Origin of the sequence: Methylobacterium sp. WL116 (assembly GCF_008039455.1) — a bacterium.
GTDB lineage: Bacteria > Pseudomonadota > Alphaproteobacteria > Rhizobiales > Beijerinckiaceae > Methylobacterium.
In genome coordinates, this window is sequence record NZ_VRUV01000002.1 from 44,064 (window position 1) to 56,458 (window position 12,395).

The window sequence follows — 12,395 nt, forward strand, 5'->3', positions numbered from 1 at the left end:
ATCCACCGCAAGGACGACGCCGGCCCGGCATCTACGGTGATCCCCGCGCCTGCACGGTCGACGCCCCGCGTTCGACCACGGCGAGAAGGAATTCGAGGTGACCTGTCCCCGCGCCGTCGAGGCCCTGACCAAGCAGCGTGACCGTCTCGTCGAGGTGCTCCGCCTGATCGACGACGGGCGGTGGTGGACCGGGGACGACGCCTGCCGGATCGACGAGGACGAGGTCTGCCTGCAGGCCGACGGGATCGGGGCTGCCCTCGACGTGGTCGAGCGTCTCGCCGGCGAGATGGCTGCGGAGGACGGCACCGGCACCGGGTCGCAGCTGGCTCCGAAAGCGACGCATGCCGTCTTGACACCGGGACATCATGTTCACGAAGGCCGCGCCGCGCCGGAAGGCTTCGGTCCGTTCTCTCGGGGCCAGGTTGGTCCCCTGCAAGACGAGATCCATCCGTCGGGGGGATACGAGCAGCGGGCCCGGCGGCTTTCCGGCGGCGTCCCGAATCTCGCCTGATCAATAATAAGCGACGCACCCTGGGCCATCTCGCCGTGGCGATCCGACGGGAGCCGGAGGATACTCGGGACCGGATCGCGGGTGTCATCCGCGAGGTCGCGGTACGCCACGAACGGGACCTCCCGACCGAACAGGCTGACCCGAAGACGTATCCGGCTCGGTTCGGGCGGAGGCGCGTCGCGGCTCGCAGGGAAAGCCCCTTCATCGCGAGAGGAATGCCGGTACCTGACGTCCGATTTCCCTCAGGGCATGCGCTGTCGATCGTCCTTTCGTGAGCGACCGACGGTTTTTCGAGGTGGTCCGGACGATGTCGAGGGCGGCGACGACCGCGATACCAACACCGAGGACGAACGCCATCGAGATCGCGGGCTCGGCCATCGGCGGTCGACTGACGGCGCCCATTGGTAGGAGAGCCCGTTAAAGCATCCAGGGCGAGACGGCGACCCAGGCACCCAGCACACTGGATGCCCACCGTGTCCAGGGCTCTGGTTCGGGCCCGTCGAGGAAGGCCAAGCCCATGACGGCAAACCCGCATGCGAAGGCGTTCAGTGCGGCGGGGGAGTTCCCGGTCTCCAAGAACAGGAACGGAGTGAGGACCACGAGCGCCCCCAGCACCGCCGAGATGCCGTCGAGCATGGCCCCGACGTTGCTCCCATCCTTCGGGAACCTTTGAGTTCTCCCGCCCATGTCACCCGTTCCTCGTGGGCCGATCACGGTCGCGAGCGAGGTCCGCCCATCGAGGTGCCAGCTGGGAACGAGCCTACGGCGGGAACGCGGGCGGTATCCTTGATCCAGCGCAAGGCTTCGTCCCGAGCCCCGATCTAGGGTCTTCGTGTCCCCTCGTTCGCTCGCAGGACGCGTCCCCTCACCAGGGGCTCTCGATGTCGCGAACGACCATGGAAGAACGTGCTTTCCGGGCGGGCATCACGAAACCGCGGTCAGCCGCGAATGCCGGAGAGATCTCGAAATGGTGGACGCGGCAATCGCCAAAAGCGATCCAAAAGACCTCTCGGTGGCGGTGCCTGCAGGTGGACGATCCGATCCTTCGCCGCCGGCCGAGCTCAAGCTCCTGTTCCTCCTTTCCTGGGTGCTCTGCGCGGTCTTCTACTTCTTCCAGTACGCGGTGCGGTCTGCGCCCGGGGTGATGCAGGCGGAACTCGCCTCGGCCTGGGGTGCCAATCACATCGGGACGATGATCTCGGCCTATTACGTCGCCTACGCGGTGATGGCCCTGGTCGCAGGCGTCCTGCTGGACCGGTACGGCGCCCACCAGACCATCCCGTACGGCATCGCCGTCGTCGGCCTCGGATGTCTCGTCTTCGCGCAAGGAAGCGAGGCGGCCGGCATGATCGGCTTCGTCCTTCAGGCGACCGGGGCGATCTTCGCCTTCGTCGGTTCGTCCTACGTGGCGGCCCGCTACCTGCCGACGCGCATGCTGGCGCTGTTCATCGGCCTCACGCAATGCCTGGGCATGGCCGGCGCGGCGTTCGGATCGAAGCCCGTTCACATGGCCATCGACCCGGCCGGCGGCTTCAACGTCCCCTGGCAGCATGTCTGGGTCGCCTTCGCCGCGATGGGCTTTGTCTTGGCCCTCGCGACTTGGTTCGTGATGCCGCGCGACACCGGCGACAGCCCGAGCCACCATGCCGGGTTCTCGGTCTCCGCCCTGCTCCATCCGTTCAAGGTTATCTTCGGTAATCCGCAGAGCTGGCTCGCCGGCATCGTCGGGGGCCTTCTGTTCCTGCCCACCACCATCGGCGCCCTGGTCTGGGCCACGTCTTTCCTCCATGCCGGCGAGAACCTGTCGATGGCGGAGGCCGCGTCGGACGCGGCCATGGTGCCCATCGGCTGGGTCCTCGGCTGCCCGCTCCTCGGATACGTCTCGGACAGGCTCGGCCGGCGTAAGCCGGTGCTGCTGGGCGGCGCCCTGCTGATGCTCGCCGCGGGCCTGACGGCCATCTACGTCCCGGTGGGCACGCTGCCGCGCTACTCCGTGGCCCTCATCCTCGGCATCGCGTCCGGGGCGGCGATGATCCCCTTCTCGATGATGAAGGAGACAAACCCGTCGGAGGTGAAGGGCACCGCGGCCGGGGTGATGAACTTCCTCGTCTTCGTGACGACGGGGATCATGTCGCCGTTCATCTCGCACCTGATGCTACCGCGGCAGGGCGTACCCTTGACCCTGGCCGACTTCCAGACCGCCTTCCTGCCCCTGGTGGGCGGCGTCGTCCTGGCCTTGGTCCTCGCTCTGTTCCTCCGGGAGACCGGCACGGCCGAGCAGGGACCCCTCGCGCAGGACGGCACGAAGCCTTTCGTCTCAGTCCTGGCGCCCGCCTGAGCGGCTTCGTCCAAATGCCTTCTCCTCGAACGCCCTCACGCCCAAGGATGACCACATGGATGTCGCGGTCTTCAGCACCAAGCCGTACGACCGGCGCTTCCTCGACGCGGCGGTCGCGGGCCGCCACGCCCTGACCTACATCGATGCGCGGCTCGACCGGACCACGGCGGTCCTTGCCGGCAAGGCCCAGGTCGTCTGTGCGTTCGTCAACGACGCGGTCGACACCGCCGCCCTCAATGTGTTCGCGCAATCCGGTGTGCGCCTCGTCGTCCTGCGGTCCGCAGGGTTCAACAACGTCGACCTCGCCGCCGCCAAGCGGCATGGCATCGTCGTCGCCCGGGTCCCGGCCTACTCCCCCGAGGCCGTTTCCGAGCACGCCGTGGCGCTGATGCTGTCCCTCGACCGGCACATCCACCGCGCCTACGCCCGGGTCCGGGACGGCAACTTCGCTCTCGATGGCCTGCTCGGGTTCAACCTGCATGGCCGCACAGTGGGAATCGTGGGAACCGGCCGGATCGGCCTCGGCGTCGCTAGGATCATGCTGGGCTTCGGCTGCACGGTGCTGGGATACGACGTCGAGCCGAGCCCGGCCTGCGAGGCCATGGGCGTCGTCTACCGCCCGCTCCAGGACCTGCTCGCCACCTCGGACATCATCTCCCTGCACTGCCCCCTGACGCCGGAGACGCACCATCTCATCGATGCGGCCGCCATCGGCGTGATGAAGCGCGGCGTGATGCTGATCAACACCAGCCGCGGCGCCATCATCGATACCAAGGCCGTCGTTGCCGGCCTGAACGAGGGTCGGATCGGACACCTCGGCCTCGACGTCTACGAGGAGGAGGAAGAGCTTTTCTTCGAGGACAAGTCCGACGCGGTGATCCGGGACGACGTCTTCGAGCGCCTGCTGATGTTCTCGAACGTGCTCGTCACTGGGCATCAGGGCTTCTTCACGGTCGAGGCGATGACGGCCATCGCCGAGACGACCGTCGCCAACATCGACGCGTTCGAACGGACGGGACGACCGGTCCACGAGGTCCTCTGACCCCGCGGGGGCGCGTACCCTCACCGATGGAGAACACCACGCTGCCCCACGTCACCCTGACATTCGCCCGCGGACCGGATTTTCCCAGTGGAAGCGTCGACCGCCGCTACGAGATCGACGCGCCCCTCGACGCCAGGGGAGAGCTCGATCCGGTGCTCTGGCGCAAGATGCGGGACTTTTGCCGCGTCCGCTGGTTCTGGCTCGGGGAGCCGTATCGCGACGGGCGCCTGATCCACCGGCAGGGTGGCTTCGGTGGGGGCACGGGGCTGATCGACGACGACGACAGGACGACGGATGACGACGAGCCTGGCTACCGGCTGGGCAGCCACCGTTTCGTGGAGGGCGAGTATGTCTCGATCAGCGAAGACGATACGATGCGGACCTTCGGGGTTGCAACGTTCGTCGGTCTTGACGGTGGATCGGGAGCGGGTTCCGACGAGCATGGTCGCCCGCCTGCGTCGTCGAGGGTGCCATGGCCGGGGGCCGGCGTCACCCGTAGGTGGCCGCCCCGACGGTCGCGCAGGCGCGATCCTGTTCCCGTGATGCCTCGCCGTAGACGCCTATGGCACCGATGAGGGTGCCATCCCGCCGAAGGGGAATGCCGCCGCGCTCGTGGAACGCCGCGGTTCCCTCGCCTTCGACGACGGAACAATAAAGGTCATCCCCGGGCGGCGGCATGATCTCGCTCGGCTCGCCCGAGATGGCCGAGGCCACGGCCTTCCCGATGGCCCCGCGGGCGCTCATGCAGCCAGCGCCGTCCATTTTCGAGAAGGCGACGAGACGGCCCTGTGCGCCACAGACCGCGACGCTCACGGTGATCCCGAGCCGGCAGGCCTCGGTGACGGCGCGCCGGACGATTGCGGTCGCCTCCTCCAGCGTCAGGTCGCGGTCGTCGACCATGGAAACGCGGGCGTTCATGACAGGTCGTCCCGGGTCAGCATCCCGCGCCCGAGCGCCAGCAGCTGGCTGTCCGTCGCCGCCGAAAGGTCGATGGTCGCAGTCGCCACGACGCGTCCCTGTATCTCGTGGTGATGCTCTCGCAGGCGATCCGAGAGGACGGCCATCGCGCTGGCCTTGCCGGTCCCGTGGCCGACGATGGCCACGCGCGGCGCTCGTGCGACGGCCTCGGCGATGCGGTCGTAGTAGCCGAGGTCCTCGGGCGCGCGCTGGCCGCGATCGTTGCCGTCCTCCTTGTCGGAGAGATGGTGGATGTAGCCCTTCGGGTCGTAGGGCCGTAGCGTCGTCTCGGTCTCGCCGCCCGCGGTCTCGGGATCGAGGCGATAGATCCGCGCCTCGTGGTGGTCGACGACGATGAGGGCATCGCTCTTCACCGGGGTTGGCGAGGCCTCAAGGATCTCGGTGGAGTAGGGCGACAGCCCGGCATCCTGCATCAGGTGGCGCAGGCGCTCGACCTCGCGTGGGTCCATGTCCTTGTCCCGCGGACGCAGGAAGGTCGCGGTCCGGCCGGCGAGGGTGAAGCCCCACGTGTCGTCGCCCGTCTCCTCGCTAAGGCCGATCCGCCCCACGAAGGCCACCACCTCCCGCCATGCCAGGTTGTTGCTGGCAGGGTGGTGGAAGATCCGGCCGAGGAGGGTCCGGTCGTGACCGTGTATCCGGGCATTGATCATCGGATGGGGTTCCTGACGGACTCCGCACCGGGCGACCTGCCCGGTGCGGTGACGGTGGGGGTCGCAGTTCGCTCAGACGACGCGGATGTCGTTGTCGACCGTCGTCGCGCCGGGCGCGCCCCAGGCCGTCCATCCGGCCAACTGTCGGTCGTACCAAGTGTGGACCGTGCCGCCGAGGTGGACGACACCGCCGTGGGCGGTGACGCTGATGGTCTTCGGGTCGTACCAGCTCCGATGAAGCGCCTTGGTGATGTCCGCGCTGATGTCGGTCGCGTTCGGATGCGGGTTGATCGTGATCAGGTTCGTGATGCCGACCACGCCGAGCATCCCGCGGATGTCATGCTCCGCGGCCGCCTTCTGGTACTGCCACTCGACCCTGCCGGTGAGCGTGACCCAACCCTTCTCGACCTTCACCTTCACCGCCTCGTCGGGAACGGAGACGTTCCAATCGAGCCGCTGCACGAGGGCGGCGGCGATCTGGTCGTCGCTTTTCCTGGCCTCGAACGGAAGGCGGACCTCGATCTCCTCGGCGACGGCGCGGACGCCCTTGACGCGTCCGGCGGCCTTCTCGGCGGCGTGCTTCTCCATGTAGTTCTGCACGTGGCCGGTCAGGGTCACGACACCGTCCTTGGCGGTCACGCCGATATGGGCGGCGGTCACGCTCGGCTCCCAGCTAAGCTCGGCGAGGACGTTCGTCTGAAGCGTCTTGTCCATGGTCATGATCTGTTTCCTGGATCGTGGAGGATGCGGACCGTCTCCGGCGATGCCTGGCGAGGCCGGGGCGGAAGGGCGCGCGGCCCGTCGGCTTGGGAACCGCCGCTGGGGAGGGCCGGTAGCAGGACGGTTCCGTCGGTGCCGACGGGACGGACCCTAGTCGCCGGTCCCATGGGGTCCTTGATCCAGCGCAAAGTCCGTCGGTGTCGATACGCGCATGCTGGCCATGACGTCGGGGTGGCCAAGACACTCGCCCCGGAAAGGACGGACGACGACAGGATCGATCAGGACCGCGTACGCCGCCTTCGGGGCGCTTCTCGTCGGGACGACGGTCCAGGCGGCGCACGCAGAGGAAACCCGCGCCCTGTCCAACGGCCGATCATGCCGCGATCCGAGGAGGTGGTGCCGAGCGACATCCACCCGCAGGATCCACTCGCCACCGGAACGAATCTGAGACCCGATGCGCCGGTACCGAAGCCTCGGTGGTATGACCTCAGGCGGCCGCCTGTCCGCCCCCCGGACCTCTGACGGCATCGCTGCCGAGGCGCGGACGATTGGGAGGACGGCAGGCACCCGACTCACTCCCGGTCGTTCGCCCGTGGGCCCAGGCTCAGTGCGCCGACATCCGGGCGAGGCGCGCCTGGTCAAGGAGGCGGACGCCCCCTGGCACGATCAGGAGGCAGCCGTCCCGGTCGAGGCGCGACAGGGTCCGGCTCACCGTCTCGATGGTCAGGCCGAGGTGGTCGGCGATGTCCAGGCGTCCCATCGGCAGTTCGAGGGTGACCGCGGATAGCCCGATCCGGACGTAGCGTTCCTGGAGCCCCACCAGGAACGCACCGATCTTCTCCTCCGCGGTACGCCGCCCGAGAAGCATCATCATGTCCTTGGCCCGGGACAGTTCCTGTCCGGTGATCTCGTGCAGGTGCATCATCAGGCCGGGATGTCCGCAGATCAGGTCCTTGAACGCCAGCCGTTCGAACCGGCAAGCGGTGGCCGAACCGAGTGCGTCCGCGGAGACGGCGAACCGGTCGAGCAGGGAAAGCCCGAGGAAGTCGCCCGGGAACGCGAAGCCGGTGACCTGCCGGCGCCCGTCCGGAAGGATGCGGTACAGGCGCAGCGCCCCCGAGGTGACGTTGAAGACCGAGCAAGCGGGCTCGTCCTGTCCGTACAGGGTCTCTCCGTGGGCGAGCGAGACGCGTCGGCTCAACGGCTCTAGGACATCGCGTTCCACCAGCGGCAGGGCCGCCGAGAGGCTGATGAGGCGGGCCTTTCCGACCCCGTTGCGAAGGAGCGAATTCGGGATGGGCCGGTAGGGTGCGGGAATGACCGTAAGTGGATGGATCGACATGGCTCTGTCCTTCCGGTTCGGTGAGGCTTCGTCGAACGGCCAGGGAGATACGTCGCGTCAGCGACCGCGCCAGCGCTCGGTCGCACGGACGCGCTCCGCATGCCGGGCGAGGTCGAGGAAGTGGTTCCGGGCACCCTCGTCGAGCGTGAAGGCGCGCTGCAGGGCGCCGGCGGCCAATCGGACCGTGACGTCGTCCCAGGCACGACTGTCTTCCGCTCCGTCACGCAGGGTCGTGACCGACTTGGCTAGAACGGAAAAGGCGTCGGCTCTGAACATTGTGACCTTTCGGAGCGGGCAATCCAGGTCAGTCTACGCCTAAGTATAACGTGCATGCGGCGTCAGGGTGCGGAACCAAAAGCGCCGACCGGAGATGCAGTTTTGCTTGCATCCCGAGACCAAGGATCTGTGTCCGCCACTCAATCGAACCGCAGGATCTCGCTCAGGATCGCCGTGGCCGAAAAGAGGATGCCGGCCGGGCGGTAATCGATCTCGGCGGTCCCGCCGATCTCGACCGCCAGGGCGCGTTCGATCATACGAGACCCGAAGCCCGCCCTGGTCGGCGGGGCAACGGCCGGTCCCCCCGCCTCCTCCCAGGTGAAACGCAGCCGTTCCAAGCCGTCGACCTCGAGGATGTCCCACGTCAGCAGGACGCTTCCGGCCGCCGTGGACAAGGCTCCGTATTTGACGGCGTTGGTGGCGAGTTCATGGAGGGCCATGGCGAAGGCCAGCGCGACCCGCGAGGCGAGCTGGACGCTGGGCCCCCGGCACGTGAAGCGCCCCTCCTGGTCTGTCCCGAATGGGCGCAGCGCGACGCCGACGACCTCGCCAAGGGTCGCCCCCTCCCAGGTGTCGCGGATAAGCACGTCGTGCGCGGCCGACAACGCCAGGATGCGGGCGTCGAGGATGGTCTCGGCCTCTTCCAGGGAGGCGGACCTGCGGAGGGTCTGGCGGACGATGGACTGCACCGTCGCGAGGGTGTTCTTGACCCGGTGGGCCAGTTCCTTCGCCAGCAGGTCGCGGTGCGCCTCGACCCTCCTGCGGTCGGTGATGTCGAGCGAGATGCCGGCGATGGTCAGGGCCGTCCCGTCCATTCGGTAGGAGGCATGCCCGCGGGCGTGTATCCAATGGACCGCCCCGTCCGGGTAGGTGATCCGGAATTCGTGGTCGTATTGCGTGTCCCCGGCGATGGCCGCCGAGACCGCTCCCTGCATGCGTCCCCTGTCCTCCGCGTGGACACCCTCGATCCAGGCCTCGTAGGTGAAGGGTGCGAGGGGATCGCGTCCGAAGTTCGCCTTGCATCCCTCCGATGCGTCGAGCGACATCGTCGCGAGGTCGAGGGTCCAGGAACCGATGCGTCCGGCCTCCTGGGTGAAGCGGAGGCGCTCCTCGCTCAGGGCCAACGCGGCCGCATGCGCCTTCGCCTCCGTGGCAAGCCGATCGAGGATCACCACCCCGTGCACGTCCCGGTCGTGGAACACGGCGGGCGGCGAACCAAGGATCGGAGGCGGTTCCACTCTTGTCCGAGGTCTCGCGCGGCGCTGTCCCAACGCGGAAAGGAACGATGTGACGGTCATGTCCGGCCTCGTTTCAGGCGGCTGCGGCGGGTGCGAGCGCGATGTCGAGATGGACCGGGTTGTGAAGGGTGTTCGCCACTGCCGACCATAGAACCGTATGCCTGACGAGCGCCGCCAGTGCCTTTCGGGACGCATCGGCGTCCATCCTCACCGACACCCGGATGCTCTCGAAGCCGATGGTCCTCGGTTGCCGGTCGCCGCCGCCCCAGACCGAGGTCATGTGGATGTCGGCTTCGACGTCGAGTTCCAGCGAGCGGATCCGGATGCCCTGGGCGAGGGCGTTGGCGTGGATACCGATGGAAAGGCATGAGCCGAGGGCCGCGAGCAGGGCCTCGGAGGCGTTCGGGGCGGCGGCCTCGCCGAGCGGGCCCTCGGGCGCGTGCTCCGTCACCGGCTGCGGCGGCAGGTCCCGGATGTAATTGAGCTGGCTCAGCCTTCCTTGCGCCACAGTGCGGCAGCGCAGGGTCCGGACGGCGGTCGGGTCGGCCTTGCCCTGGTGGATCACCGTCTGGAGTTCGCGCTTGTCGATGGGGGCGGCGGCTCCAAGACCTGGTTTGACGGGTGGTGGTGCCATCGAATTCTCCAGGAAGGAAATAGTGGCCAGGAGAATTCTCGGATGGCGAAAATATTTCCTGCGTGGTTATTTCCTGCCATTCAGCATAGGCTCATCCGCGACGAAGTCGGCCACCAAAGCTGACGAGGAGGAATGCGAAAACGGATCGCGGGGAGCACATGCTGGACTGGGACGACCTGAGATTTTTTCTGACGCTCGTCCGGCACGGCAGCCTTTCAAGCGCCGCCAAGGTGCTCCACGTCTCGCAATCGACCGTGGGACGGCGCCTGAACTCGCTGGAGGCGACCCTTGCGGTGCGCCTGCTCAACCGGACCCCCGACGGCTACGTGCCGACGCTGGCCGGGAAGGAAGTCCGCGAGAAGGCCGAGCGTCTGGAAGCCGAGGCCCTGGCCCTTGAGCGGGATGTCACCGGCCGCGACAGCCGTCTGCGGGGGCTGGTCCGGGTGACCTGCGCCGAGACGATGGCCGCGCACCTGCTGGCACCGAGCTTCGCCGGCCTGCACGCCAGGCATCCCGACATCATGATCGAGCTGATCCCCAACCCGAGGGAACTCAGCCTGGCGATGCGCGAGGCGGACATCTCGGTCCGCATGCGGCAGCCCGAGCAGAACGACCTCGTGGTGCGGCGCATCGGCGGCATCGCCTTCGGCCTCTACGCCACGTCGGATTACATCAGGGAACGGGGCGACCTGAACTTCGCCGAGGGCTGCCCGGACCATCACCTGATCACGCAGATGGAGGACAGCCAGGAGATGACGCAGTCGGCTTGGCTGACCGAGATGGCCTCGATGTCCCGTGTCGTCCTGCAGACGAGCAGCCACGAGGCCGCCGTGCAGGCCGCTGCCAGCGGCGGCGGGCTGGCCTGCCTCGCCCGTTTCCGAGGGGACGACGAGCCCAGGCTGATCCGTATGGACGTGCCGACGGAACCGCCCAGCGCCGACATCCTCCTGCTGGTCCACAAGGACAATCGCGACACGCCGAGGATACGGACGGTGCTCACGCACATCACGGAAAGCCTCCAGGCGCTCGCCCACCTCCTCCAGCCACCGGGCGCGAACGAGGAGGACGTGCGGGCCGTCGGCGCCTGACAAGGCGCCTTCACCCACCGACGTGGGCCGGACTTGATCCAGAACAAAGTATCGAGGGGGCCGAAGGGGCAAACCCGGGGGATGAACGGGGCGAGCAGTCTTTGGGCGCCCGACAACCCGGAACACGAACATGCAACGGCCAGCCAGATCCATCGCCCTCGGGGCGGTCGTTTCGCTCTCCCTGATGGCCCCGCTCCGGGCCGCCGAGGAGCCGAAGGCCGGACCCATGGCGGAGACGGATGCCAAGCCGGCGCAGGCCTGCCTCGACCACCTCAAGGCCTTCGACGCCCGGATGGAGAAAGACGGCTACTGGCTCGGCGGGTCGGGCTACGGATACGGCTATCCCCTCGGCGGATACTTGTTCGGCGGCTTGGCCGGGAACAACGGCATGGCGATGGGCGCCGCGTCCGCGATGATGGGGTACGCAAACGCCCGTCCCGGATACGAGGTCCGGGTGCTCCTCTCCGCCGCCGACATCCTGGCGCGCCACGGCAGGCAGCAGCCGTGCGAGGACGTGCTGGTCCAGATCCAGGCCAGCTACGACCGGTACAAGACCGGCATTCAGGGCCGGGACCTCCGGGTCGCGAACGCCTTGGGCTTCCGCGAGCAGGAGCTCTCGCTGGCGCGGCCGGTCGTGAGCCGGTCCGTCGCCTTCCGGTCGGACGACCTGCTCGGGAGCGAGGTGCGCACGCCGAACAACGTGGCGCTCGGCAGCGTGGACGACATCGTCATGGGGCCCGAGGGCGGCGGGATCGCCTACCTCGTCGTCGCTCGCGGCGGCGTCTTCGGCCTCGGCGAACGCCACGTCGCGGTCCCGTGGGACCGGTTCAAGGTCTCGCCCAACCTGAACATCCTCGTCCTCGATACGACCAAGGACGCCATGGACCAGGCTCCGCGTATCGTCGAGGGCCGGTTCGTCAAGGCGGAGCCGTTCGCCCTGCAGACGGCGAAGGCGGACGCCTATTGGGGCGTCGCCTCCAAAACCCCGCAGGTCGATTGAGAACGCCCCCGTCGGCAGGCCCGCCCTGCCGTCTACACCCCACACCACGAATGGATCGCGACATGAGAACGACGACGGTACTGACTGCGACCTTCCTCGCCCTGACGACGATAACGACGGCGATGGCGCAAACGCCGATGGCACCTTCCACGGATGCCGCGGCGACGATGCGGGAGGCCGGGCGCGAGGCGAACGAGGCCGCCGATGCGGCCCGTGAGGCGGCCCGGCTCGCGATGCAGGCCTCGAAGGCGGCGGTGAAGGGTGCCCCGAAGCAATCCGCCGACATGATCGGGAAGCTCGTCACCGACGCCGCGGAGGCCGCCAACCGGGCCGAGACCAAGATCGCCGCGGCCAACAGGGCGGCGGGGGTCTCGGCGAACGCCTCGATGCGCAAGGCCGCCGATTCCGCGCAGAAGTCCGTGGAGGCGACGCAGGCGGCGGTGCGGAAATCACAGGATGCCGTCGCGGCCTCGATCAGCTCCAACATGGCGGCGATGCGTCGGGCGGCATCCGGAGCGCGTGCGTCCATCGTTCGCGCGGCGACGGCCACCGCGAACGCCGCCCGCGCCGCCCGCGAG

The 12,395-nt window shown here is 68.1% G+C and carries 16 protein-coding genes; 6 read left to right on the plus strand and 10 right to left on the minus strand.

Going from position 1 to position 12,395, the window contains the following annotated elements:
* Positions 1-97: 97 nt before the first annotated feature.
* The gene (locus tag FV223_RS29950; protein WP_147895737.1) at positions 98-511 is read left to right on the plus strand and encodes a hypothetical protein; all 414 of its coding nucleotides are present in this window, start codon (positions 98-100) and stop codon (positions 509-511) included.
* Between the two features lie 201 nt (positions 512-712).
* Here the strand turns inward: FV223_RS29950 and FV223_RS29955 are convergent, their stop codons facing one another.
* Entirely contained in the window at positions 713-889 is a 177-nt protein-coding gene (locus FV223_RS29955) for a hypothetical protein (RefSeq protein WP_187274698.1), read from the minus strand.
* 39 nt (positions 890-928) lie between these two features.
* On the minus strand, positions 929-1,147 hold the full coding sequence (locus tag FV223_RS00855) for a hypothetical protein (protein ID WP_147724797.1): 219 nt from the start codon (positions 1,145-1,147) through the stop codon (positions 929-931).
* A gap of 331 nt (positions 1,148-1,478) precedes the next feature.
* Here FV223_RS00855 and FV223_RS00860 point away from each other — a divergent pair, with 331 nt between their 5' ends.
* Together FV223_RS00860 and FV223_RS00865 are read left to right on the plus strand one after the other, a co-directional pair.
* On the plus strand, positions 1,479-2,849 hold the full coding sequence (locus FV223_RS00860; RefSeq protein WP_147724799.1) for an MFS transporter: 1,371 nt from the start codon (positions 1,479-1,481) through the stop codon (positions 2,847-2,849).
* A gap of 55 nt (positions 2,850-2,904) precedes the next feature.
* A complete protein-coding gene (locus tag FV223_RS00865) occupies positions 2,905-3,891 on the plus strand; it encodes a 2-hydroxyacid dehydrogenase (RefSeq protein ID WP_147724801.1) in 987 nt (328 codons plus the stop codon).
* A gap of 20 nt (positions 3,892-3,911) precedes the next feature.
* Here FV223_RS00865 and FV223_RS32520 read toward each other — a convergent pair whose 3' ends face one another.
* From FV223_RS32520 to FV223_RS00905, 8 genes are all read right to left on the minus strand, one after another.
* On the minus strand, positions 3,912-4,334 hold the full coding sequence (locus FV223_RS32520; protein ID WP_187274697.1) for a hypothetical protein: 423 nt from the start codon (positions 4,332-4,334) through the stop codon (positions 3,912-3,914).
* 46 nt (positions 4,335-4,380) lie between these two features.
* A complete protein-coding gene (locus tag FV223_RS00875; protein WP_147724803.1) occupies positions 4,381-4,809 on the minus strand; it encodes a heme-binding protein in 429 nt (142 codons plus the stop codon).
* Positions 4,806-5,519: a hypothetical protein gene (locus tag FV223_RS00880; protein ID WP_147724805.1), complete on the minus strand. Its 714-nt coding sequence runs from the start codon at positions 5,517-5,519 to the stop codon at positions 4,806-4,808. Before FV223_RS00880 ends, FV223_RS00875 begins: the two co-directional genes overlap by 4 nt.
* Before the next feature lie 72 nt (positions 5,520-5,591).
* Positions 5,592-6,239 carry a BON domain-containing protein gene (locus FV223_RS00885; protein ID WP_147724807.1) on the minus strand — a complete coding sequence of 216 codons (648 nt, stop codon included), beginning with the start codon at positions 6,237-6,239 and terminating at the stop codon, positions 5,592-5,594.
* Between the two features lie 604 nt (positions 6,240-6,843).
* Complete coding sequence (locus FV223_RS00890; protein WP_147724809.1) at positions 6,844-7,581, minus strand: cyclic nucleotide-binding domain-containing protein; 738 nt, start codon at positions 7,579-7,581, stop codon at positions 6,844-6,846.
* A 57-nt stretch (positions 7,582-7,638) separates the two neighbouring features.
* The gene (locus FV223_RS00895) at positions 7,639-7,857 is read right to left on the minus strand and encodes a hypothetical protein (protein WP_147724811.1); all 219 of its coding nucleotides are present in this window, start codon (positions 7,855-7,857) and stop codon (positions 7,639-7,641) included.
* 140 nt (positions 7,858-7,997) lie between these two features.
* Positions 7,998-9,095 carry a sensor histidine kinase gene (locus tag FV223_RS00900; protein ID WP_187275999.1) on the minus strand — a complete coding sequence of 366 codons (1,098 nt, stop codon included), beginning with the start codon at positions 9,093-9,095 and terminating at the stop codon, positions 7,998-8,000.
* 73 nt (positions 9,096-9,168) lie between these two features.
* A complete protein-coding gene (locus tag FV223_RS00905; protein WP_147724815.1) occupies positions 9,169-9,729 on the minus strand; it encodes an OsmC family protein in 561 nt (186 codons plus the stop codon).
* A gap of 158 nt (positions 9,730-9,887) precedes the next feature.
* On the opposite strand from FV223_RS00905, the gene FV223_RS00910 reads away from it, so the two are divergent.
* From FV223_RS00910 to FV223_RS00920, 3 genes are all read left to right on the plus strand, one after another.
* Positions 9,888-10,817 (plus strand): LysR family transcriptional regulator, encoded by a 930-nt coding sequence (locus FV223_RS00910; RefSeq protein WP_147724817.1) that lies wholly within the window; start codon positions 9,888-9,890, stop codon positions 10,815-10,817.
* A 226-nt stretch (positions 10,818-11,043) separates the two neighbouring features.
* Positions 11,044-11,817, plus strand: a complete 774-nt coding sequence (locus tag FV223_RS00915; protein WP_147724819.1) for a PRC-barrel domain-containing protein — start codon at positions 11,044-11,046, stop codon at positions 11,815-11,817.
* Positions 11,818-11,879: 62 nt separating this feature from the next.
* Positions 11,880-12,395: hypothetical protein (locus FV223_RS00920; protein ID WP_210247485.1), on the plus strand; the 516-nt coding region annotated here is incomplete at its 3' end.

Excerpts from the sequence above, each read along its gene's own strand:
- FV223_RS29955 (WP_187274698.1), bottom strand. The coding sequence starts at position 889 with ATGGCCGAGCCCGCGATCTCGATGGCGTTCGTCCTCGGTGTTGGTATC.
- FV223_RS00855 (WP_147724797.1), bottom strand. The coding sequence starts at position 1,147 with ATGCTCGACGGCATCTCGGCGGTGCTGGGGGCGCTCGTGGTCCTCACT.
- FV223_RS00860 (WP_147724799.1), top strand. The coding sequence starts at position 1,479 with ATGGTGGACGCGGCAATCGCCAAAAGCGATCCAAAAGACCTCTCGGTG.
- FV223_RS00865 (WP_147724801.1), top strand. The coding sequence starts at position 2,905 with ATGGATGTCGCGGTCTTCAGCACCAAGCCGTACGACCGGCGCTTCCTC.
- FV223_RS32520 (WP_187274697.1), bottom strand. The coding sequence starts at position 4,334 with ATGCTCGTCGGAACCCGCTCCCGATCCACCGTCAAGACCGACGAACGT.
- FV223_RS00875 (WP_147724803.1), bottom strand. The coding sequence starts at position 4,809 with ATGAACGCCCGCGTTTCCATGGTCGACGACCGCGACCTGACGCTGGAG.
- FV223_RS00880 (WP_147724805.1), bottom strand. The coding sequence starts at position 5,519 with ATGATCAATGCCCGGATACACGGTCACGACCGGACCCTCCTCGGCCGG.
- FV223_RS00885 (WP_147724807.1), bottom strand. The coding sequence starts at position 6,239 with ATGACCATGGACAAGACGCTTCAGACGAACGTCCTCGCCGAGCTTAGC.
- FV223_RS00890 (WP_147724809.1), bottom strand. The coding sequence starts at position 7,581 with ATGTCGATCCATCCACTTACGGTCATTCCCGCACCCTACCGGCCCATC.
- FV223_RS00895 (WP_147724811.1), bottom strand. The coding sequence starts at position 7,857 with ATGTTCAGAGCCGACGCCTTTTCCGTTCTAGCCAAGTCGGTCACGACC.
- FV223_RS00905 (WP_147724815.1), bottom strand. The coding sequence starts at position 9,729 with ATGGCACCACCACCCGTCAAACCAGGTCTTGGAGCCGCCGCCCCCATC.
- FV223_RS00910 (WP_147724817.1), top strand. The coding sequence starts at position 9,888 with ATGCTGGACTGGGACGACCTGAGATTTTTTCTGACGCTCGTCCGGCAC.
- FV223_RS00915 (WP_147724819.1), top strand. The coding sequence starts at position 11,044 with ATGGCGGAGACGGATGCCAAGCCGGCGCAGGCCTGCCTCGACCACCTC.